The organism is Paeniglutamicibacter sulfureus (genome assembly GCF_030512175.1).
In the GTDB taxonomy this organism is placed as follows: Bacteria; Actinomycetota; Actinomycetes; order Actinomycetales; family Micrococcaceae; genus Paeniglutamicibacter; species Paeniglutamicibacter sulfureus.
Genome location: NZ_JAULBL010000002.1, coordinates 2,748,058 through 2,767,301, shown reverse-complemented (window position 1 = coordinate 2,767,301; position 19,244 = coordinate 2,748,058). Strand labels below are relative to the sequence as shown.

The following is a 19,244-nucleotide window of genomic DNA, read 5'->3' as shown; positions in this document are numbered from 1 at the left end:
TGCCGCCGGGCACCATGGCGGTGCACGCCACAGTGTCCCGTCCCACCATCGGCAGGCGCTGGATCAAGGAAGCCACCCTTGCGTAGGATCAAGTTGCGGGCAAACCCTGCCCTACGTCATCCCCCGCCAAGCCCTAGGATCCACAGCCCCATGAGCACTTCGAGCCCCCAGACCCCCTCGGTACTCTTCGTCTGCAACACCAATGGCGGGAAGTCGCAAATCGCCGCGGCGCTACTGCGCCAGGCCGCAGGAGATTCCATTGCGGTGAAATCAGCCGGACTCATTCCGGCCCACCACATCAATGAACTGGCCGCCTCCGTGGTGGAAGAAGTCGGCGCCGACATGCGCGCAGAGGTGCCGACCGCATTGACCGAGGAAGTGCTGCGTGCCGCGGACCGGGTCGTCATCGTGGGCGAGGCACAGGTCCCCGTCCTCGAGGGGGTCGCGATGGAGCGCTGGGTTCCCGCCGAAGCGCCCGCGGAGCTGAGCACCGAGCGCGAGCGCATGGAATTCCTGCGTGATGACATCGCAGCACGGGTTGCGATGTTGAACGATGATCTCGGAACGACTTCAGGTTAATCCCCTGTAGCCCGGATGACCACCGGCGCCGCATCGGTGTTCCCGCCTGCACGCTTTGTCACAGACCAACGTCTTGTCACGCATGCAGGGCGGAGCCGGCTGCCGTGTCAGTGCCCGGTGACACCCTCGCCCCGATGGCGCCCACCGTTTTCGGTTCCGCCGGAGGGATTTGACTGCGTCGGCTGATCGGGATCTCTAAGCGGTTCCCGTCCGGCCTCGGAGGCATCACCATCCCGGGTACCCCTGGTTTCGGCGTTCGTTCTAAGCGGTTCCCGTCCGGCCTCGGACGCGTCATCCTCCCGGGTGCCCCTGGCTTCGGCGTTCGGATCAAGCGCCCTGGCCTTGTTGGCCTGCTCCTGTGCATTGGTCCGTGCTGACTGGGCTTCGGCATTCTGGTTGCGGGCTTCTTTCTGGAGGCGTTCGGCGTCAACCTGGGCCTGCTTCGCGTCCGCTGCAGCCCTGGCAGACTTCGCTTCGCTCTCCCGGGCTTTGAGCTGCTCCTCGGCCGCCGACTGGCGGAGGGTTTCCGCCCGCTCGTGGTCCTTTTCCTTCTTACGTCGTTGGCCAAAGAAGAGCACTAGTCCAAGGACTACCAGTACGACAACGATTATGACGATGGTCCACACCAGTTGGCCTGAATCCATGATTTTCGACCTCGTTCCAATGGCAACAATGGGTGTAGAACCAGTAAAGCCCAAAACCAGATTGGTTGCCATGGATATGCCACAGCAGCTCGTCGCGGTGTCCCGATACAGACGAATTCTGCATGGCATTCACACGCTAGCCAGCCCCAGGACGAATTCTTCCATCGGCCGCATCCCCCGGGCGTGCGTCTCGAAAATCCAACCCCGCTGCATTAACGCCGCAAGGGCGGGCCGACCCGGACTTCTCCGGGTCGGCCCGCCCTTGCGAGCGTGTATCTTCGCTAACTAGATTAGTTCGCGGAGATCTGACGCAGGACGTACTGCAGGATGCCACCGTTGCGGTAGTAATCTGCTTCGCCCGGGGTGTCGATGCGCAGGACGGCATCGAAGGAGACGGTCTTGCCGTCTTCCGCCACGGCGGTGACCTTCAGGGTCTTTGGGGTGGTGCCGTTGTTGAGTTCGGTCACTCCCTCGACGGAGAAGGTCTCGGTGCCGGTCAGGCCCAGGGTCTCGGCGTTTTCGCCGACCGGGAACTGCAGCGGAAGCACGCCCATGCCGATGAGGTTCGAGCGGTGGATGCGCTCGAACGACTCGGTGATGACGGCCTTGACGCCCAGCAACGCGGTGCCCTTGGCTGCCCAGTCGCGCGAGGAGCCCGATCCGTATTCCTTGCCGCCCAGGATGACCAGCGGGGTGCCGGCTTCCTTGTAGTTCTGAGCAGCGTCGTAGACGTAGGCCTGCGGAGCCCCTTCCTGGGTGAAGTCGCGGGTGAAGCCACCCTCGACGTTGTCCAGGACCTGGTTGCGGATGCGGATGTTCGCGAACGTGCCGCGGATCATGACCTCGTGGTTGCCACGGCGCGAGCCGTAGGAGTTGAAGTCCTTGCGGTCCACGCCGTGGGCCAGCAGGTACTGGCCAGCCGGCGAGTCGGACTTGAAGGAACCGGCCGGGGAGATGTGGTCGGTGGTGACCGAATCGCCCAGCTTCAGCAGCACGCGGGCGCCGGAGATGTTCTCCACCGGTGCCGGGGTTGCGGTCATGCCCTCGAAGTACGGGGGCTTCCGGACGTAGGTCGAATCCTCGACCCACTCGAAGGTGTTGCCCGCCGGGGTGTCGAGTGCCTTCCAGCGATCGTCGCCGTCGAAGACACCGTCGTAGCCCTTGGCGAACATGCCTTCATCGATGGAGGAATCCATCGTTGCCTGAACCTCGGTCGGGGACGGCCAGATGTCCTTGAGGAACACCTCGTTGCCGTCCGTGTCGGTGCCCAGGGAATCGGTTTCGAAGTCGAAGTCCATGGTGCCGGCCAGGGCGTAAGCGATGACCAATGGCGGGGAAGCCAAGTAGTTCATCTTCACGTCCGGGTTGATGCGGCCTTCGAAGTTGCGGTTACCCGAGAGCACTGCGGTTGCGGAGAGGTCGTGAGCCTGAATGGCCTCGGAGATCTCAGCGTCCAGCGGGCCGGAGTTGCCGATGCAGGTTGCGCAGCCGTAGCCCACGACGAAGAAGCCAAGCTTCTCCAGGTACGGCATGAGGCCGGACTTTTCGTAGTACTCGGTGACGACCTTGGAGCCCGGGGCGACGGAAGTCTTGACCCATGGCTTGGACACCAGACCCTTTTCCACTGCCTTGCGTGCCAGCAGGGCTGCGGCAAGCATGACCGAGGGGTTGGAGGTGTTGGTGCAGGAGGTGATCGAAGCGATCGAGACCAGACCGTGGTCGATGGAGAAGCTGGTTCCGTCGGCCTTGGTGACCTCTACGGACGTCGAGGGGCGACCGATGTTCAGTTCGTCGGCTGCACCAGCTGCGTAGTTGTGGATGTCCTTGCGGAACTGTTCCTTCGCGCTGGAAAGCTCGATGCGGTCCTGCGGACGCTTCGGTCCGGCGATGGAGGGAACCACCGTCGAGAGATCGAGTTCGAGGAACTCGGAGAAGCGGATCTCGCGGCTCGGGTCGTGCCACAGGCCCTGCTCCTTGGCGTAGGCCTCGACGAGGTCCACGTTCTCCTCGGAGCGGCCGGTCAGGCGCAGGTAGTCCAGGGTGACGTCGTCGATCGGGAACATGGCCGCGGTGGAACCGAACTCCGGGGACATGTTGCCGATGGTCGCGCGGTTTGCCAGCGGCACCTCGGCGACGCCCTGGCCGTAGAACTCGACGAACTTGCCGACAACACCGTGCTTGCGCAGCATCTCGGTGATGGTCAGCACAACGTCGGTTGCCGTGGCACCGGCGGGGATCGATCCGTTGAGCTTGAAGCCCACGACGCGCGGGATCAGCATGGAGACAGGCTGGCCGAGCATTGCTGCCTCGGCCTCAATGCCGCCAACGCCCCAGCCCAGCACGCCCATGCCGTTAACCATGGTGGTGTGGGAGTCGGTGCCGACGCAGGTGTCGGGGTATGCACGAAGCACGCCGTTGACTTCGCGGGTCATCACGGTGCGAGCCAGGAACTCGATGTTGACCTGGTGCACGATGCCGGTTCCCGGGGGAACCACCTTGAAGTCATCAAATGCGGTCTGGCCCCAACGCAGGAACTGGTAACGCTCCCCGTTGCGCTGGTATTCGATTTCCATGTTGCGCTCGAGGGCACCGGCGTTGCCGGCGACGTCGATCTGCACGGAGTGGTCGATGACCATTTCGGCAGGAGCCAACGGGTTCACCCGAGTCGGGTCTCCGCCAAGTTCCTTGACTGCCTCGCGCATGGTGGCGAGGTCAACGATGCAAGGAACACCGGTGAAGTCCTGCATCAAGACGCGTGCAGGGGTGAACTGGATTTCGGTGTTCGGTTCTGCGTTTGCATCCCACTGGCCTACGGCCTTGACGTGTTCTGCGGTGATGTTCGCGCCATCTTCGGTGCGAAGCAGGTTCTCCAACAGAACCTTGAGGCTGTACGGAAGGCTTTGCGCACCTTCGACTGCGTTCAGCCGGTAAATTTCATATTCGTTGCCCTTGACGTCCAATACGCCCTTGGCACCAAAACTGTCCACATTGCTCACGGGGACTCCTCTCGCCGGAATTACATCTTCGTTGCACGCCCACAAGGAAATCCAGTTAGGCGATCCTAACTGAGTTTACCTGTGTTTTATTAGCGGCAGAGCTATAAACAGTCTATCCCCCGCCACCCTTGAAACCCCGCCATCCCGACATTTTCGGGCCGGACGGAGTCATATCAACGCCTAGTGGCGGACAAACAGTCCCACGGTTTCCATGTGGTGAGTGTGCGGATAAAGGTCAATGACATCAACCTCTTCCAAGCGGAACCCCGAAGCCAGGAGATCCGCAGTGTCACGGGCAAACGATGCAGGATCGCACGAAACGTAGGAAATCTTCTTGGCACCCGAACGCACCATCGCGGAAACGGCGGTCTTGCCGGCACCGGTGCGCGGCGGATCGAGCACAATCGAATCCAGCTTGGCCTTGCGCGTATTCAATTCCCTGGACAAGGTCTTTTCAACGCGCCCCTGGGAAATGATCGCCTGGGGGAATTCACGCAGGTTCTTCAGGGCGTCCTTGCTGGTTCCCGGGGCTCCCTCAATGGACAGCAGCATGCCGTCGTCGCCCACGGCCTTGGCCAGCGGTGCGCTGAAGAGACCTGCCCCGGCGTAGAGGTCCGCGATGCGCGTCCCGTAGCCCGGCGCCAACTGGCTCATCACGCGCTCCACCAGGGTGGCGGGGGCCAACCGGTGGATCTGCCAGAAACCTTCGCCGGTGATGCGGTAGTCGTGGCCCGCCACCGATTCGGAAAGCCACGTCCGCCCGCGCAAGCGCTGCAGGGCACCGCGCCCGTCGGCAGCCGATCCTCCGACCTGGGTCAGTGCCGCGGCGCTGGTCCCCTCGGGCAGGCGCTTGGCCGCGCGGCCCGCTGCCCCGGCTACGGTTCCGTCCTCGATGAAGAGCACCAGAACCCCGCCATCGTCGCCGGATCCGACGGCAACCTCGATGCGGCTGATGCCTGCCAGCGGCAGCTCCCAGAGCGCCAGCTCGTTGATCTTCGGGTGTGCCAGCGGCATTTCCTTGACCGGCACCAGGTCGTTGGAGCGGAAGGCGCTCATGGCCAGGCGGCCCTTGGCGTCCACTGCGAAGGCCGTGCGCGTGCGCCAGCCCAGCCCGTCGGCGGATTCCCCCTCGGGCGCGCGCACCGCGGTGAAGCCGTGTTCGGCCACGTCGATGCCGCCCAGTCGCTGCATTTGCTCGACGAAGATCTGGCCCTTGATCCGGCGCTGGGCGTCCAGTGCGATATGCCCGAATTCCGCGCCGCCCACCGGCAGGACGCCGCGCGGGGCCGCGTGCAGGGAGTCGGCCTGGGTCCAGAAATGCGGTACCCGGTCCGCGGAGGCCTCGTGGACCTCGACGACGTCGCCGCGCCAGAAGCGGGCCTTTTCGCCGTCATCGCGCACGGCGACCGAAACCAGTTCGCCGGGAATGCCGTGGCGCACGAAGATCACCCGGCCCTCGTGTCGGGCGACAGTGTGGCCGCCGTGGGCCGGTGCGTCGAGGCGCACCTTCAGGATGTTTTCGTGCGTGCTCATGGCTTGTCTTTCGGATTGGAGATCTGGGGTGCCGCTGGATGCGGCATGGGCTTGGCGCCTGCCGAGGCTTCCTCGGTGGGGCCCAGGTCCATGGAGGCGTCGGAGGAGGCCAGGCGCCACGGCACCGAGGCCACCACGACCCCGGGCTCGTAATGCAGGCGGTTCTTGATGCGCATGGCGGTCTGGTTGTGCACCAGTTGCTCCCACCAGCGGCCCACCACGTATTCGGGGATGTAGACGACGATCAGGTCGCGCGGTGAATCGCGCTTGATCGAGCGGATGTGCTCAATCAGTGGCGGGGCGATTTCCCGGTACGGGGAGGCAAGCACCGTGATCGGCACCGGGATGCCCAGGGCCTCCCACCGGGCCAGCGTCGCCTCGGTGCGCTCCGAGTCGGCGTCCACCACGATGGCATCGAGTTTCGAGGGACGCGCGGCGCGGGCGAAGGCCACCGCACGCAGCACCGGCTTGCGCAGCGTGGAGACCAGCACCAGTGCGTGCACGCGGGCAGGCAGGGCGGTGGCCGATTCGTCCTCGCCAATGGCAAGTTCCCTGTCCACCTGCACGTAGTGGCGGTGCAGCGAATCCATCATCGCGAACAGCACGGCGATGCCCAGCACCGCCAGCCAGGCGCCGTGAACCAGCCGGGTGCCCAGCACGATGAGCAGCACAGCGGCGGTGAGCGCGAAGCCCGCGAGGTTCAGCAGCCTGGAGCGGTGGATGCGGGCGCGCACGCGCTTGTCCGGGGTCTGGGCCAGTTCGCGGCCCCAGTGCCGGATCATGCCGAGCTGGCTCAGCGTGAAGGACACGAAGACGCCCACCACGTAGAGCTGGATCAAGGTCGGAACGTGGGCGTCGAACACCCAGATCAACGCGATGGCGGCGATGGCCAGGGCCAGGATGCCGTTGGAGAAGCCGAGCCTGTCCCCGCGGGTGCGCAGCTGGCGCGGCAGGTAGCCGTCGGTGGCCAGGTGCGAGGCCAGGTTGGGGAAGGAATTGAAGGCCGTGTGCGCGGCTATCAGCAGCACCGCAACCGTCACCGCCAGCACCAGGTAGAAGCCGATGGACGCGCCGCCGAAGATGGCCTCCGCCACTTGGCCGAGGACCGGATGCTGGATGTAGTCGGCAGGGATCGGACCGCCGTCCAGGCGCAGGCCGGTGGCGGGATCCTCCACCACGCGGACCTGCACTGCCCGCGCCAGGTACATGGTCCCCAGGGTCAATGCGCCGGCGAATAGGCCCAGCAGCAGCAACACCGCAGCCGAATTGCGGGCCTTGGGGGCCGCAAGCTTGTGGACGTTGGAGATCGGGACCTCGACCCCGGTGAGCGCGGCGGATCCCGTGGAGAACGCGCGCAGCACCAGCAGCACCCCGGCCAGGCCGGTGAGCCCGTGCGGATAGTCGGGGTCGGGAACCACCTCGAAGCCGGCACTGGGGGCGGTCCCCAGCGTGCCGGTGGCAGCAAGGATCCCGCCGGCTGCGAGCATCACGAGGACCACGCCGATGAACAAGTAAACGGGTGCAGCGGTGCCCATCTTGGACCGGCCCCGCCCGCGCAGGTTCAGCACCGTCAGCACCACGACCCCGGCGGTGGCGAACCATGCCTGGCTTCCGTCCAACGCCGGGAATGCGGCGATGACGTAGTGCGAGGCGGAGGAAATGGACACCGCCACGGTGAGCACGAAGTCGACCAGGAGGGCAGCTGCCACCGTGGTCCCGGCCCGTGGGCCCAGGTTCACCGAGGCGATCTCGTAGTCGCCGCCGCCCGAGGGGTAGGCCTTCACGGACTGGCGGTAGGAGGCGATGATGACAAGCATCACGACCATGACGGCAAGACCCACCGAGGGCGAGAAAGCCATGGCTCCCAGCCCCGCCAGCGCGAGGGTGAGGATCACCTCGTCAGGTGCATAGGCAATTGAGGAGAGAGCAGAGGCCGAAAAGATGGGCAGCGCAAGGCGCTTGCGCAGCGGGGCCTCCTTCAGGCGCTCGGTCCTGAAGGGGCGCCCCACCAGGATCCGTTTCAACGCGTCAAGGAATGAAAGCACGATCCAAAGCTAGCCCCCTTTGCCCGCACCTGTCATACACCACACCGTCGCGGGCGACGTGAAGAATCCCGCATCGGGGGCCCTAACCGTGAAACACTGGGGAATGAACCGTGCCACGGAGGACCGCAGGCACCTCGGCGGGAACAAGAAGGATGGATCATGGCGCACTTCGTCATCATGGGTTGCGGACGGGTGGGCGTGACCCTGGCCCACACGCTTGACGACGCCGGGCACTCGGTGGCGATCATCGACCAGGACGACCGCGCATTCCGCCGCCTGCGCCGCAGCTTCTCCGGACTCAAGGTCTCCGGCGTCGGATTCGACCGCGAAACCCTGGAACGGGCGAAGATCGCGGAGGCCTACGCCTTTGCCGCGGTCTCCAGCGGCGACAACTCCAATATCCTGGCCACCCGGGTGGCCCGCGAGACCTATCACGTCCCGCACGTGGTGGCCCGCATCTACGACCCGGGGCGGGCGGAGATCTACCAGCGCCTTGGCATCCCCACGGTGGCTGCGGTGCGCTGGAGCTCTGACCAGGTCTTGCGCCGGATCCTGCCCGAACATTCGCTTCACGGCGACTTCCGCGAGGCCTCCGGCCGGTTGATCCTCGGCGAGGTGAACATCCACGAGGGCTGGTACGGTTACGGGCTCGAGGAGCTCGAGGCCGCCGCCCCGATCCGCATCGCCTACCTCTCGCGCTTTGGCGAGGGCGTGCTGCCGGTTCCCGGCATGCGGCTGCAGCAGGGCGACATCGTGCACGCGATGATGCCCGTCCACGCCGACAAGGACATCGAGAAGGTCCTCTCGGTCGCCCCCAAACCAATCACGGAGCAAAACACGTAATGAAGGTCATGATTGCCGGAGCAGGGTCCGTGGGCAGCTCCATTGCCAAGGAATTGATCAGCCACGGGCACGAGGTGCTGCTCATCGACGAGAAGCCCGAGGTGGTTTCGCGGGCCGGGGTGCAGGGCGCCCGCTGGCTCTTCGGCGACGCCTGCGAACTCTCTGTGCTCAAGGAAGCCAAGCTCGAAGAAGTCGACGTGGTTGTCTCGGCCACGGGAGACGACAAGGTGAACCTGGTCGTATCGCTGCTGGCCAAGAGCGAATTCGGCGTCGGACGCACCGTCGGCCGGGTGAACAACCCGAAGAACGACTGGATGTTCGACGACGCCTGGGGCGTCGACGTCGCGGTGAGCACCCCGCGGCTGATGACGGCCCTGGTCGAGGAGGCGGTGGAGATCGGCGACCTGGTGCGCCTGATGACCCTGCAATCGGGCGTGGTTTCGATGGTGGAGTTCACCGTCCCGCACGATTCGGCGCTGATCGGGCGCACCCTGGGCTCGGTGGCGTGGCCCAACGAGGCCACGGTGGTGGCGATCCTGCGCGATGACATCCCGCTGGCGCCCAGCCAGGATGATGTCATCGAGGGCGGGGACGAGTTGTTCTTCGTGACCACGATTGTGGCTGAGGACGAGTTGCGCACCGTGCTGCGCACCACCGGCGAGCAATAGCCTCGGCGCGAACCCCGCCAACCGCGGTCCACTCCCCGGGACGGCCCAGCGCCGTCCCGGCATGGACGCCAGGTGCACTGGACTGCGTGCGAATCGCGTAGCCGGGGCCCGCCAGGCTAGGCGATGGTGTCCGGTGTCGGTTGGCCGGCCGGCGCCTTCTGCGGCCGCGAGATCATCCAGGCAACCCACAGCGCCGCAGCATAGAGCGGCACACCCATGGCCAGGCGCGCCGCGCCCAGGGCCGGGACGTTGTCGGCCAGGTACAGCGGGAATTGGACGGCCAAACGCGCGGCAAATACCGCCACCACGATCCAGGTCGCCCAGGCGTATTGCCTGGCGCGCAGCTTGTTTTCCCGCCAATGCGTTTGTTCCGAGCGGATGAATCCGAAGATCACGCCCATCAGGGGCCAGCGGACCATGATCGAAATGACCAACGCCGCCCCGTAGGCGAGGTTCGTGTAGAAGCCGGGGACGTAGTAGTCCTTGGCCTCCCCGGTGACCCTGGAGAAGATGGCGCAGATGGCCACGCCCGCCAGGCCGGTCAGCGCCTGGGTGAGGGAGCCGCGGCGCACCAGGCGCACCACGGTGAACACCAGGGCCACGGTCACCGAGGCAATCAGCGCGGTGTTCAGCTGCTGCCACAGGGTGAAGATGACCAGGAAAACCAGTCCCGGCAGCAACGACTCGACGAGTCCGCGCACCCCGCCAATGGTCTTGAGCACGTCGATCTGCCCGTCCTCGCGGCGTTCGATGCCGGAATTGGCGCCGATTCGCCGGGCCATGTCCTCGGCACCGGGCGCATCGTCCTCGGGCTGGGGCTGCTGTTCGTTGTGCTCGCTCATGGCGGTCCGTTGTCCTTGGGAAGACTCGAGGGTGAATGGGGGGCGGTGCGCACCGCTAGCGGGAGCTGCGCTCGGGCAGGATCTCGTAGCGGGGGTTGAAGACCGTGGGCACCGAATCAAGCGGTGCAACCATGCCTTCGTATTTGATCCGGGAGCCTGCCACGAGTCCCGGTACCCGGCGCTGGCCCAGGAACACCAGCCGCAGGTGCGGCACCGCGCTTCGGCGGCCACCGGGCGGCGCCGGGTGGTCAACGACCGTCGCGGAGAAGGCCGGGGCCTGCGCCAGGGGAAGGATCGTGATGGATTCTACGTAGCCGCGGTGCGCGATGCGCCCGCGTACCGGAAGCTCGGCCAGGGACGCCAGGGGCTGGACGCCCGTGGGTCCCTGCTCGCCCGGCTCACGGACGTCCGCGACTTCCGGTCGCTGCGACCAGGTGGCCTTCACCGCTTTGTCCTTGGGCAACGAATCAGCCGATCTGGGTGATTTCCGGGCCACGTTCGGGACGCTCGGTGCCGGGGGCCTCGCCGGTTTCATCCGGACGGGCCAGTGCACCGGAGGGCACCGTCAGGGACAGCAACTCGGTCGGCGGCATCGGCGTGTCGCCGCGCACCACCACGACCTGTGCCAGGGTGTCCTCCATGATCTTGGATTCGGCCGCATCCGTCAGCGCCGAACCGCCGATGACCGCGCGGAGGAACCAGCGCGGACCGTCGATGCCCAGAAAGCGCAGCGCCACATGGCCTTGGCGTCCGTCGGGAGCTGTCTGCGGAACCCGGGCCAGCAATTCGTTGCCGAAGCGGCCGGGAACCATTTCCGTTTCCCCGCCCTGGTCGGCGATGCCGGTGGCGATCTGAGTGGAGATGCCTGGCCACAGCTCATCGGACTTGGGTGCGGCGAAGACCTGCAGCTGCATGCGCGAACCACCGATCTCCAGTGCCACGGCGATGACGCGCTGCGTGGATTCCTCGACCTCGAGGCGAAGTTGCAGGCCGGGGACCGGCTTGATCAGCAAGGCTCCCAGGTCGAGGAAGCCCTCGTGGTCCTCGATGTCATCACCGTCAAAGGGCCCGCCCGCGCGTTCCGGGGTTGCCGCCGGCGCGTCCTGCGCTGCGGCCTCCGCCTCTGGAGCCTTGGCAGGCTTTTCCCCCGCCGGTTCCCCGGTCCCGCTGGCGGCCGCGGCATTGAGTCCGGCGATGGTCTGTTCGGGCTGCGCCTCGGCGACGGCCTTCTTCTTACGCTTGAAAATCATTGAAGTTGCTCTCTTGCTGTATCGACCGTGAGATTTCGCTGGCCGGCCCTAGTGGCTGCTGTTTGCGGTTTCGAAACCACCGGTGGAGCCAAAGCCGCCGGCGCCGCGCGAGGAGTCGTCAAGATCTTGGACCTGGATGAAGTGGGCCCGCTCGACCTTCTGGATCACTAGCTGGGCGATGCGGTCCCCGCGCTTGAGCACGATCGGGGTGGTTGCATCCGTGTTCAACAACGTGACCTTCAACTCACCACGGTACCCGGCATCCACGGTCCCCGGCGCATTGACCACGGTCAGGCCGTGCTTGGTGGCCAGGCCGGAACGCGGGTGGATCAACCCGACGTAGCCCAGGGGCAGCGCCAGGGAGACGCCGGTGGGAACCAGCGCCCGTTGTCCCGGCTCCAGCGTCACGTCCTCGCGGGCACACAGATCTGCTCCCGCATCGCCCTCGTGCGCATAGCTTGGTGCCGGAAGGTCCGGATCAAGCATTTTCAGGGCGATATCGACTCTCGATTCGGACATCTATTTTCCACTCCAAGGGGTTCAAGATTGGGTTCTGGCCACGGCACGGCCACTGCTGTTTCCCATTAACTCTAGTCCCTCGGGCGCGCCGGCGCTGGCCGGGTACGGACTCCCAACCGCCTATGCTTGAGGGTATGGCCGAGAACCCTTCACCGATGCAACCTGCCCCCGTCCACTTCAGCGAAAAGCTGTGGCCCGCGTGGTGGATCTGGGTCGTGACGCTGGGCCTTGGCGCCACCGCCGCCATCGCGTTCATCCCGGTGGGCCTGGGCTGGGGAGTCGTGGCCGGCGTCGTCGCCCTGGGCCTGATCTCCTTCGCCCTGGTCATGAGCACCCCGAAGATCGAGGTCCGCGACGAAACGCTGACCGTGGGACGTGCCACCATTGAACGTGAATTCGTTGGCGATGTCACCGGCTACCGCGGCGCGGCGGCCTACCACCAGCGCGGTCCGGGCCTGAACGGCATCGCCTTCATGTGCATCCGCGGCTGGATCGACCCGGTGGTGCGCATCCAGATCACCGACGAGCGCGACTCCACCCCGTACTGGCTGGCTTCGACCCGCCGTCCCGAGGAACTCACCGCCGCCCTGGGCGGCGTCATGGTGCAGTACCGCGAGCCCGTGGAGAACCCCGAGGCGCAGGATGGCAACTCCCCCGATGCCGCGGAGGAATCCGGCACCGCCTAGGCGCCAATCCACCGAGGCACAAAAACGCCCGCCATCCCCCTGCTCCCGCTTGTGCGGGGATTGGCGAGGGTGGCGGGCGTTGTGTTGTGGCTAGCCCTCGCAGTCGGTGCAGTAGAGCAGGCCGTCCTTCTGCAGGGCGATCTGCGAACGGTGCCGCACCAGGAAACAGGACGCACAGGTGAACTCGTCCGCCTGCGCCGGCATCACCATGACCGCGAGTTCTTCGCCCGACAGGTCGGCACCCGGCAGCTCATAGCTGTCGGCCAGGGCCGCCTCGTCTTCATCGATGAGATTCGAGGCGTTGGTGTTCGTGCTGCGCTGGGCCTTCAGCTCGGGCAGGGCCTCGGGCTTCTCATCGTCTTCGGCATGCTTCCGAGGTGCATCGTAGTCGGTTGCCATAATTGCTGCTTCACACTCCGCTTGGTTCAAGCTGTTGTTCGTCTTGGGTCGTCCCGGGACCGGTTCCGGTCCCTCGGGTCAATCCACGCAAATTCATGCGCTTATGCTTCAACGCAGAATCATGCTTTTTTGTGCCCGGTCGGGAACCGACTGTTCATCATTGCACCTTCGGGTCCAAAGACGGGATTTTTTACCCGTTTTTACGCGCGTTTTCGGGCTTGGTGGGAATAATCATGAAGCCGGTCCGCGCCACACCAAGGCACCTCTTAGGTATTTGCCCGCGCAGGTGGCAAAGTTTTAGTCACAACACGACGGTTTGTGGAGGATAGTCATGCGTCAACTCCGACTGGTGGGAATCCACGAGAACAGTGAGAGCCTGCACCTGAGCAGCGACGACGGGAACAGTTTTGTGCTGCCCGTCGATGAAGCGCTGCGAAGTGCATTGACTCGAGCAGCCCGGGCCGATCGTTCGGAGGCGCAAGCCGCGCCGTTGTCGCCCCGCGACATCCAGGCCCGGATCCGTTCCGGCGCCACGGCAGAGGACGTGGCGGCCGTTTCCGGCATGTCCTTGGAGCGCATCATGCGCTACGAGGGTCCGGTGCTGGCCGAACGCGAATACATTGCCTCCCAGGCGCGCAATGTGGAGGTTTCCGCCCCGCAGACCCATGACGGCTACCGCAGCATCTTCGGCGAGGAACCGGCCAACCTCGGCGAAATGGTCGCCTATCGCATCCACTCGATGGGCATAGACACCGAATCCCTGGCCTGGGACGCCTGGCGCGAGGCAGATGGTTCCTGGGAGGTCGTGGCAACCTTCGATTTGCCCGAATCCGACGCCAGCATCGCCTTGGACGCCGGTTCCGAGGAATCCGTCGCGCGCTGGTCGTTCCACCCGAACCGCAAATCGCTGCAGAACGCCAATCGCTGGGCCCAGGTCCTGAGCGAACTGGAACCGCTCGACGCGCCGGTGGGTGCCCGCCGACTGACGGCCGTCGCCGACGACCCCTTCGACGTCGAGGCCGACGGGGACGACGTCGACTTTGAGGCAGCCGTGGCCGACTCGGAACAGCTCCTTGACGCGCTCAGCGCCCGCCGCGGGCAGCGCCTGGGACTCGACGAAGAGGGCGACGACGCGCTGGCCGCCATGCTTTCACGCTCCCCTCACCCGGAGGACGACCCGCGTCTGGCTGGCCCCGCGCCGCAGGACGACGGCCTGCCCCGACTCTATGACGGCGTCAGCTCAAGAACCACGACCATTTCCCTGGTGCCGAGCCTTCGCCCGGAAACTCCTGACAAGGGGGAATCGGCAGAGGGTTCGGAAGCCGGTGCCCACGACGATGAGGCCGGTGGCAAGAAAAAGGCCAAGCGTTCCTCGGTGCCCAGCTGGGACGAGATCGTCTTCGGCCGGCGCAACAACAACGACTGACTCCACGTAGGCGCTGCACCCACGGAAAAGGTCCGGTTTTTGGCAAGGATTTGATGCCAAAAACCGGACCTTTGCTGTTGGGTGCTATTTCCCGGCCGGGCGCGCCAGGGTCAGCAGCGGAACCTCGCACTCGGCGCGGGTCAGCGAGCCGTGCTGCCCGATCATCGTGAATGCGGCGGGCTTCACCCTCCGCCCGTCGAGGAAGGCAATGTCTTCCGCGGACAGGATGAGCAGGTCCCCGATGCGTTCGCGCACCCGGTCATCCACCGGCCCGAACAGGCCCAGGTCGATGGCCTCGTCGCGGCCGAGCACCCAGGCCTTGGACCCAAAGCGTTCCCGCCATGCCTCGGCCACCGCCTCCCTCTGGGCCGGCGGGGTCTGGGCGTGGAAATGCAGTTGTGCCCCTCGCGGCTCGCCGGAGGTCAGTTCGACCCCGTCCACCAGCTCAGGGAACTCGGAGTAGTCGATCCGCCATTTCTCGTCCACGTCGACCATGCCGTGGTCAGCCGTCAGCAGCAGCAACGTGCCGGCCGGGACCCGTGCGGCCAGGGTGCGCATGACCGAGTCCAGGTCCTCCAGCGCGTTTCCCCATTGTGCCGATGCCTTGCCGTGCCGGTGCCCTGCCTTGTCCAGCTCGTTGAAATAGCAGTACACCAGGGAGCGGGGATTGGCCGCGAGGATCTCGCAGGTGGCGCGCACCCGTGCGTGCGGGGACTCCGCCGCGGTGAATTCGGGGCCGCGCAGTGCTGCCTTGGTCAGGGCCGAATCCCTGAATTGGGACAGGGACACCGTGGCGGTGTGCACCCCGGCCGCCGCCACCTGTTCGAACACCGTCCGGTGCGGCTGCCAGGACAGCGGGTCCAGGTCCTTGGGCCAGCCGCCCAACTGGTTCACGACGCGGCGGCGTTCGGGGTCTACCGCGTCGTAGCCCACGACCCCGTGCTGCCCCGGCGGCAGGCCGGTGCCCATGGAGGTCAGCGAGGCGGCGGTTGTGGAGGGGAAGGAAGCGTGCAGGGTCTGCGAGGTTTCCATGAGCTTGCGCAGGAACGGGGCATGTCCCCCGCGGGCCTTGAGCAGGGCCTTGCCCAAGCCGTCGACCATCACCACACAGATGCGGTTGGCCGTCGGAAGCCCCAGGGCGTTCTCGAAGCCCTTGACTCCCAGTGCCGCCGCCGCGCTGGGCAGCAACTCGGCGATCGTCTTGCTTCCATACGGAGGGGCCGCCGGCAAGGCGGTGGCAGGGGTTCTGCGGGTGCTGGTTGCCACGAGGCGGTGTTCTCCCTTGTGGCCTTAGCCCTGGTGGGTGTTTCGGCCGAAGCGCGAGCCGACGCGTCCGCGCACCTCGGCGGCGGGTGCCGCGGCCCCGGGGCGGGACGCATCGGCGCCGCGAGGGGCCGATGCACGGCGCATTGACTTTGCGAAGCCGCGGGCGGCGGTCACGGCATTGACGCCGTCGGCCTCGGCGCTCACGCGTAGCACGAGGTCCTCCTGCTGGGAGGTGCCGGTGTAGCCGTGGTCGGCGTCGCAAGCGGGGTCGGCGCAACCGGCCGGGGCCAGGTCGATCCGCTGGGCACCGGCCCAGGCGATGCCCAGGGTCAATTCCTTGACCATGTCGCCGGTGCTGTAGTTCTGCGGCTGGTGGTAGACGTAACTGGTGGCCACGGTGGTGACCTTGGAGAGCTGGACCAGCTCGGTGGAGACCTGGGCCATGACTTCCTTGCCCTTCTCGTCCAGCTGCTGGTCATCGACGTGGGCCACCAGCAGCACGTCCTCGGCCAGCACCAAAACGGTGATGTGCCGGTGGACCTCGTGCTGGTCGAAGTGGGTCTCCAGATGCACCAGGTGCGCGCCGGTCTCCCGCCCATCGAGTGCCTCGTCGATGATGTCGGCAACCATTTTCGGGTAGAACCCGGCACGGTCGAGGTCAGCTTGCAGGTCGGGGCCCGTGGCCGAAGAAAGGGGGGTCATGCCTACCAGTCTACCCAAGGGGACGAACCGGGAGGTCTGGGTGTGGTGTACGCCGCTGCCGCGATGCCGGCTCAGTGGCTCATGGCCCGGCGTGCGGAATCGGTGCGCTGCTCCGGGTTGCCCAGCCAGATCTCGACCGCCAGCACCGTCGTGCCGTTGGCGGTGGCCATGACCGGGTTGATTTCCAGCAGGGACACCTCCGGGTGGTTGTCCTTAAGGGTGGCCACGCGGTTCAACAGGTCTTCCAGTGCACCCAGGTCCACTGCGGGAAGTCCCTGGTAGCCGCGCAGTCGGGCGGAGGCCCGCGGGGCAGCCACCAGGTCCGAAAGGTCGGTGTTTGTCAGCGGCGGGGTGCCGTGCGCCCAGTCGTCGAGCAGGTTCACCGCGTCGCCAGCCAGGCCGAAGGACACCACCGGGCCCAGCAACGGGTCCTCGACGGCCCTGACCACGCAGCCCTGCCCTGCCGGGGCCATGGATTGGACCTCGAGGTCCTTCGCCGCATACGTCGCCAGGATCTCGCGCATGTGCCCGATATTGGAGCGCAGCGAGGCCTCGTCGGTGATATTCAGCCTGACCCCGCCGAGGTCCAGCCGGTGGCGCAGGTGCTCGTCGCGGGCCTTGAGCGCAACCGGCCAGCCCAGCCGTCCGGCAGCGGCAACCGCCTCGTCGGCGGTTTCGAAGCCCGAGGATTCAAGCACCCCGATCCCGTAGTGGCCCAAAAGTTCGGCCGCCTGTCCCTTTGACAGGTGCAGCAGGTCCACGCCCTCCACGGTGTCCAGGGCCTGCTCGATGAAGTCGGCGGCGGCAGGCACGTCGATGCCCGGCGGCTCGATGACCTCTCCCTGTTCCCGGGCGACCCAGCGCGCATAGTGGACGACCGCCGCCAGGGCGTTGACGGCGACCCCGGGGCTGGAATAGCAGGGCAGTCCGTAGTTGCCGCCATCCGGGTGGGTCCCGGCATCCAGCAGCCCGTCGACAGTGGCCACGGGATCCATGAGGCCGGTGAACACTGCCACCACGGGCTTGCCCGCCTCAACTGCCGCCTCGCGGATGCACCGGGCCAGCGCCTGGTTGGAAAGCCCCGGCTCCGGCAGCAAGGTGACGATCCCGCAATGCACTTCGGTGTTTTCCAGCGCCGTGGCCAGGGCCGCGGCAAGCCGCCGCAGCGCCCGGGACTGGCCATCCCCCAGGTGCACCCCAGCATCCGAGGCAACCACATCGAGGTGGTTCTGCTCGGCGGCGTCGGCGACCACGGAGGCCAACGCCGCGGAGTTGGACAACACCGCGATCCCTGGACCGGCCGGCAGCGGCTGGGCAGCCACCACCTGCGCGATTTCCATTAATTCCTCGTTGGTGCGCACCCGGATCACCCCGGATTGGCGCAGCATCGCGTCCACCGCCGCCGTGGGCGCCTGGGTGGTGCGCACCGCGTGGCCCGGCGGCAGCCGCAGCCCCATGACATCGGACTTGGCCACGATCACGGGCTTCGAGTGCGAGAGTCGGCGGGCGATGCGGGAGAACTTGCGCGGGTTGCCGAAAGACTCGAGGTACAGGCCCACTGCGCGGGTGGCGGGATCGTCTTCCCAGAACTGCATGGCGTCGTTTCCCGAGACATCCGCCCGGTTGCCCGCCGAAACAATGGAGGACACCCCGACGCCGCGGCGCACGGAGGCCGCGTAGAGCAGCACCCCGATGGCGGCGGATTGGCTAAAAAGCCCCAAGGTTCCCTGCTGGGGCATGCCGGGGGCGAGGGAGGCGTTCATGGAGGTCGCGGGGTCGGTGTTCACCAGGCCCAGGGATGCGGGGCCGATCACGCGCATCCCGTTGGCCCGCGCCAGCCGGACCAGTTCGCGCTGGCGGGACAGTCCAGCCTCGCCGTCCGCTTCGAAGCCTCCCGTGGCGATCAGCAGCCCCTTGACCCCGGCATGGGCGCACTGCGTGATGACCTGGTGGATCTGGTCCTGCGGGACGGCAATGACGGCCAGGTCGACGGGACCCGGGATCTCGGCCAGCGCGGCGTAGCTGCGCATGCCGCCGAGCTCGAAGGCCTGCGGGTTCACGCCGTAGACGGCACCGGTGAACCCGCCCTCGATGATGTTGTGCAGCAGCGTGTGCCCGACGGTGCCCCATTCGCGGCTGGCTCCGATGACCGCGATGGATCCGGGGGCCAGCAGCCCGGCCAACGACTTGGCCTCGGCGCGGTGTTCGCGCGATTCCATCACGGCGCGGGACTTTTCCGTGGGGTCGATCGGGAATTCGAGCATCACCACGCCCTCGTCGAAGTGCCGCTTGACCGCATAGCCGGCCTCGGCGAAGACCGTGAGCATCTTCCGGTTTTCGGGAAGGACCTCCGCGGAGAAACTCTCAATGTCGTTTTCGCGTGCGGCCGCGGCCAAGTGCTCCAACAGGATCGAGCCCACGCCCATGCCCTGGTAGGCATCGGAGATGTTGAAGGCCACCTCCGCGTCGGTGGGGTCATCAAGCCGGTCATAACGCCCCACACCGATAATGTCCTCGCCCCGGATCACGACGAAGGCCACCCTGTTGACGTGGTCGACCTCGGTGAAGCGCTTGAGCTCTTTGGCGGTGAGGGAGGATTTGTACGTAAAATAGCGCATGTAGACCGAGGCTTCGGATTGCCCGCGGTGCATTTTTTGCAAATTGTCGGCGTCGCTTGGTTGAATCGGGCGTAGATGTGCCGTGGATCCGTTGCGCAGGACAACGTCTGCTTCCCAATGGGACGGATATTCACCGGGTTTACGACCATCCACCATAGGCTTAGCCTAGCGGTCGGCGTCCGAAGAGCACTTGAATCGACGCGCCGGGACCGCAGCTAGAGATGAAAC

At 66.1% G+C, this 19,244-nt stretch carries 17 protein-coding genes; 5 read left to right on the top strand and 12 right to left on the bottom strand.

Annotated elements, in window-relative coordinates:
* The first annotated feature begins 150 nt into the window (after positions 1-150).
* Complete coding sequence (locus tag Q2T94_RS19180) at positions 151-579, top strand: low molecular weight phosphatase family protein (RefSeq protein WP_302266198.1); 429 nt, start codon at positions 151-153, stop codon at positions 577-579.
* Positions 580-686: 107 nt separating this feature from the next.
* Here Q2T94_RS19180 and Q2T94_RS19175 read toward each other — a convergent pair whose 3' ends face one another.
* The 4 genes from Q2T94_RS19175 to Q2T94_RS19160 form a co-directional block, all read right to left on the bottom strand.
* Entirely contained in the window at positions 687-1,223 is a 537-nt protein-coding gene (locus Q2T94_RS19175; RefSeq protein ID WP_302266197.1) for a hypothetical protein, read from the bottom strand.
* Positions 1,224-1,513: 290 nt separating this feature from the next.
* Positions 1,514-4,219: an aconitate hydratase AcnA gene (gene acnA / locus Q2T94_RS19170; protein ID WP_302266196.1), complete on the bottom strand. Its 2,706-nt coding sequence runs from the start codon at positions 4,217-4,219 to the stop codon at positions 1,514-1,516.
* Positions 4,220-4,399: 180 nt separating this feature from the next.
* Positions 4,400-5,752 carry a class I SAM-dependent RNA methyltransferase gene (locus Q2T94_RS19165; protein ID WP_302266195.1) on the bottom strand — a complete coding sequence of 451 codons (1,353 nt, stop codon included), beginning with the start codon at positions 5,750-5,752 and terminating at the stop codon, positions 4,400-4,402.
* The gene (locus tag Q2T94_RS19160) at positions 5,749-7,797 is read right to left on the bottom strand and encodes an APC family permease (protein ID WP_264270656.1); all 2,049 of its coding nucleotides are present in this window, start codon (positions 7,795-7,797) and stop codon (positions 5,749-5,751) included. Before Q2T94_RS19160 ends, Q2T94_RS19165 begins: the two co-directional genes overlap by 4 nt.
* A 159-nt stretch (positions 7,798-7,956) precedes the next feature.
* Here Q2T94_RS19160 and Q2T94_RS19155 point away from each other — a divergent pair, with 159 nt between their 5' ends.
* Together Q2T94_RS19155 and Q2T94_RS19150 are read left to right on the top strand one after the other, a co-directional pair.
* On the top strand, positions 7,957-8,640 hold the full coding sequence (locus Q2T94_RS19155; protein WP_302266194.1) for a potassium channel family protein: 684 nt from the start codon (positions 7,957-7,959) through the stop codon (positions 8,638-8,640).
* Positions 8,640-9,308 carry a potassium channel family protein gene (locus Q2T94_RS19150; RefSeq protein ID WP_302266193.1) on the top strand — a complete coding sequence of 223 codons (669 nt, stop codon included), beginning with the start codon at positions 8,640-8,642 and terminating at the stop codon, positions 9,306-9,308. The genes Q2T94_RS19155 and Q2T94_RS19150 overlap by 1 nt, the downstream gene beginning before the upstream one ends.
* A gap of 116 nt (positions 9,309-9,424) precedes the next feature.
* On the opposite strand, the gene Q2T94_RS19145 is transcribed toward Q2T94_RS19150, so the two are convergent.
* Genes Q2T94_RS19145 through dut form a run of 4 tightly spaced genes read right to left on the bottom strand, consistent with a single transcriptional unit; the run spans position 9,425 to position 11,919 of the window.
* Positions 9,425-10,150, bottom strand: coding sequence for a DUF3159 domain-containing protein (locus Q2T94_RS19145; protein WP_302266191.1), 726 nt, complete (start codon positions 10,148-10,150; stop codon positions 9,425-9,427).
* 55 nt (positions 10,151-10,205) lie between these two features.
* Positions 10,206-10,595, bottom strand: coding sequence for a hypothetical protein (locus Q2T94_RS19140; protein ID WP_302266190.1), 390 nt, complete (start codon positions 10,593-10,595; stop codon positions 10,206-10,208).
* 22 nt (positions 10,596-10,617) lie between these two features.
* A complete protein-coding gene (locus Q2T94_RS19135) occupies positions 10,618-11,400 on the bottom strand; it encodes a DUF3710 domain-containing protein (RefSeq protein WP_302266189.1) in 783 nt (260 codons plus the stop codon).
* 48 nt (positions 11,401-11,448) lie between these two features.
* The gene (gene dut, locus Q2T94_RS19130) at positions 11,449-11,919 is read right to left on the bottom strand and encodes a dUTP diphosphatase (protein WP_264270650.1); all 471 of its coding nucleotides are present in this window, start codon (positions 11,917-11,919) and stop codon (positions 11,449-11,451) included.
* Between the two features lie 155 nt (positions 11,920-12,074).
* On the opposite strand from dut, the gene Q2T94_RS19125 reads away from it, so the two are divergent.
* Positions 12,075-12,605 carry a DUF3093 domain-containing protein gene (locus Q2T94_RS19125; protein ID WP_367281560.1) on the top strand — a complete coding sequence of 177 codons (531 nt, stop codon included), beginning with the start codon at positions 12,075-12,077 and terminating at the stop codon, positions 12,603-12,605.
* A gap of 90 nt (positions 12,606-12,695) precedes the next feature.
* Here Q2T94_RS19125 and Q2T94_RS19120 read toward each other — a convergent pair whose 3' ends face one another.
* Complete coding sequence (locus tag Q2T94_RS19120; protein WP_264270648.1) at positions 12,696-13,004, bottom strand: DUF4193 domain-containing protein; 309 nt, start codon at positions 13,002-13,004, stop codon at positions 12,696-12,698.
* A gap of 331 nt (positions 13,005-13,335) precedes the next feature.
* On the opposite strand from Q2T94_RS19120, the gene sepH reads away from it, so the two are divergent.
* Entirely contained in the window at positions 13,336-14,430 is a 1,095-nt protein-coding gene (gene sepH, locus Q2T94_RS19115; protein ID WP_302266188.1) for a septation protein SepH, read from the top strand.
* An 84-nt stretch (positions 14,431-14,514) separates the two neighbouring features.
* Here the strand turns inward: sepH and Q2T94_RS19110 are convergent, their stop codons facing one another.
* The 3 genes from Q2T94_RS19110 to Q2T94_RS19100 form a co-directional block, all read right to left on the bottom strand.
* Positions 14,515-15,696 carry an alkaline phosphatase family protein gene (locus tag Q2T94_RS19110; protein WP_302266187.1) on the bottom strand — a complete coding sequence of 394 codons (1,182 nt, stop codon included), beginning with the start codon at positions 15,694-15,696 and terminating at the stop codon, positions 14,515-14,517.
* 24 nt (positions 15,697-15,720) lie between these two features.
* Positions 15,721-16,398 (bottom strand): DUF5998 family protein, encoded by a 678-nt coding sequence (locus Q2T94_RS19105; protein ID WP_302266186.1) that lies wholly within the window; start codon positions 16,396-16,398, stop codon positions 15,721-15,723.
* A gap of 71 nt (positions 16,399-16,469) precedes the next feature.
* On the bottom strand, positions 16,470-19,172 hold the full coding sequence (locus Q2T94_RS19100; protein WP_302266185.1) for a bifunctional acetate--CoA ligase family protein/GNAT family N-acetyltransferase: 2,703 nt from the start codon (positions 19,170-19,172) through the stop codon (positions 16,470-16,472).
* Positions 19,173-19,244: the final 72 nt, after the last annotated feature.

Coding starts and splice junctions, on each gene's coding strand:
- Q2T94_RS19180 (WP_302266198.1), top strand. CDS start 151: ATGAGCACTTCGAGCCCCCAGACCCCCTCGGTACTCTTCGTCTGCAAC.
- Q2T94_RS19175 (WP_302266197.1), bottom strand. CDS start 1,223: ATGGATTCAGGCCAACTGGTGTGGACCATCGTCATAATCGTTGTCGTA.
- Q2T94_RS19165 (WP_302266195.1), bottom strand. CDS start 5,752: ATGAGCACGCACGAAAACATCCTGAAGGTGCGCCTCGACGCACCGGCC.
- Q2T94_RS19155 (WP_302266194.1), top strand. CDS start 7,957: ATGGCGCACTTCGTCATCATGGGTTGCGGACGGGTGGGCGTGACCCTG.
- Q2T94_RS19150 (WP_302266193.1), top strand. CDS start 8,640: ATGAAGGTCATGATTGCCGGAGCAGGGTCCGTGGGCAGCTCCATTGCC.
- Q2T94_RS19145 (WP_302266191.1), bottom strand. CDS start 10,150: ATGAGCGAGCACAACGAACAGCAGCCCCAGCCCGAGGACGATGCGCCC.
- Q2T94_RS19135 (WP_302266189.1), bottom strand. CDS start 11,400: ATGATTTTCAAGCGTAAGAAGAAGGCCGTCGCCGAGGCGCAGCCCGAA.
- dut (WP_264270650.1), bottom strand. CDS start 11,919: ATGTCCGAATCGAGAGTCGATATCGCCCTGAAAATGCTTGATCCGGAC.
- Q2T94_RS19125 (WP_367281560.1), top strand. CDS start 12,075: ATGCAACCTGCCCCCGTCCACTTCAGCGAAAAGCTGTGGCCCGCGTGG.
- Q2T94_RS19120 (WP_264270648.1), bottom strand. CDS start 13,004: ATGGCAACCGACTACGATGCACCTCGGAAGCATGCCGAAGACGATGAG.
- sepH (WP_302266188.1), top strand. CDS start 13,336: ATGCGTCAACTCCGACTGGTGGGAATCCACGAGAACAGTGAGAGCCTG.
- Q2T94_RS19105 (WP_302266186.1), bottom strand. CDS start 16,398: ATGACCCCCCTTTCTTCGGCCACGGGCCCCGACCTGCAAGCTGACCTC.
- Q2T94_RS19100 (WP_302266185.1), bottom strand. CDS start 19,172: ATGGTGGATGGTCGTAAACCCGGTGAATATCCGTCCCATTGGGAAGCA.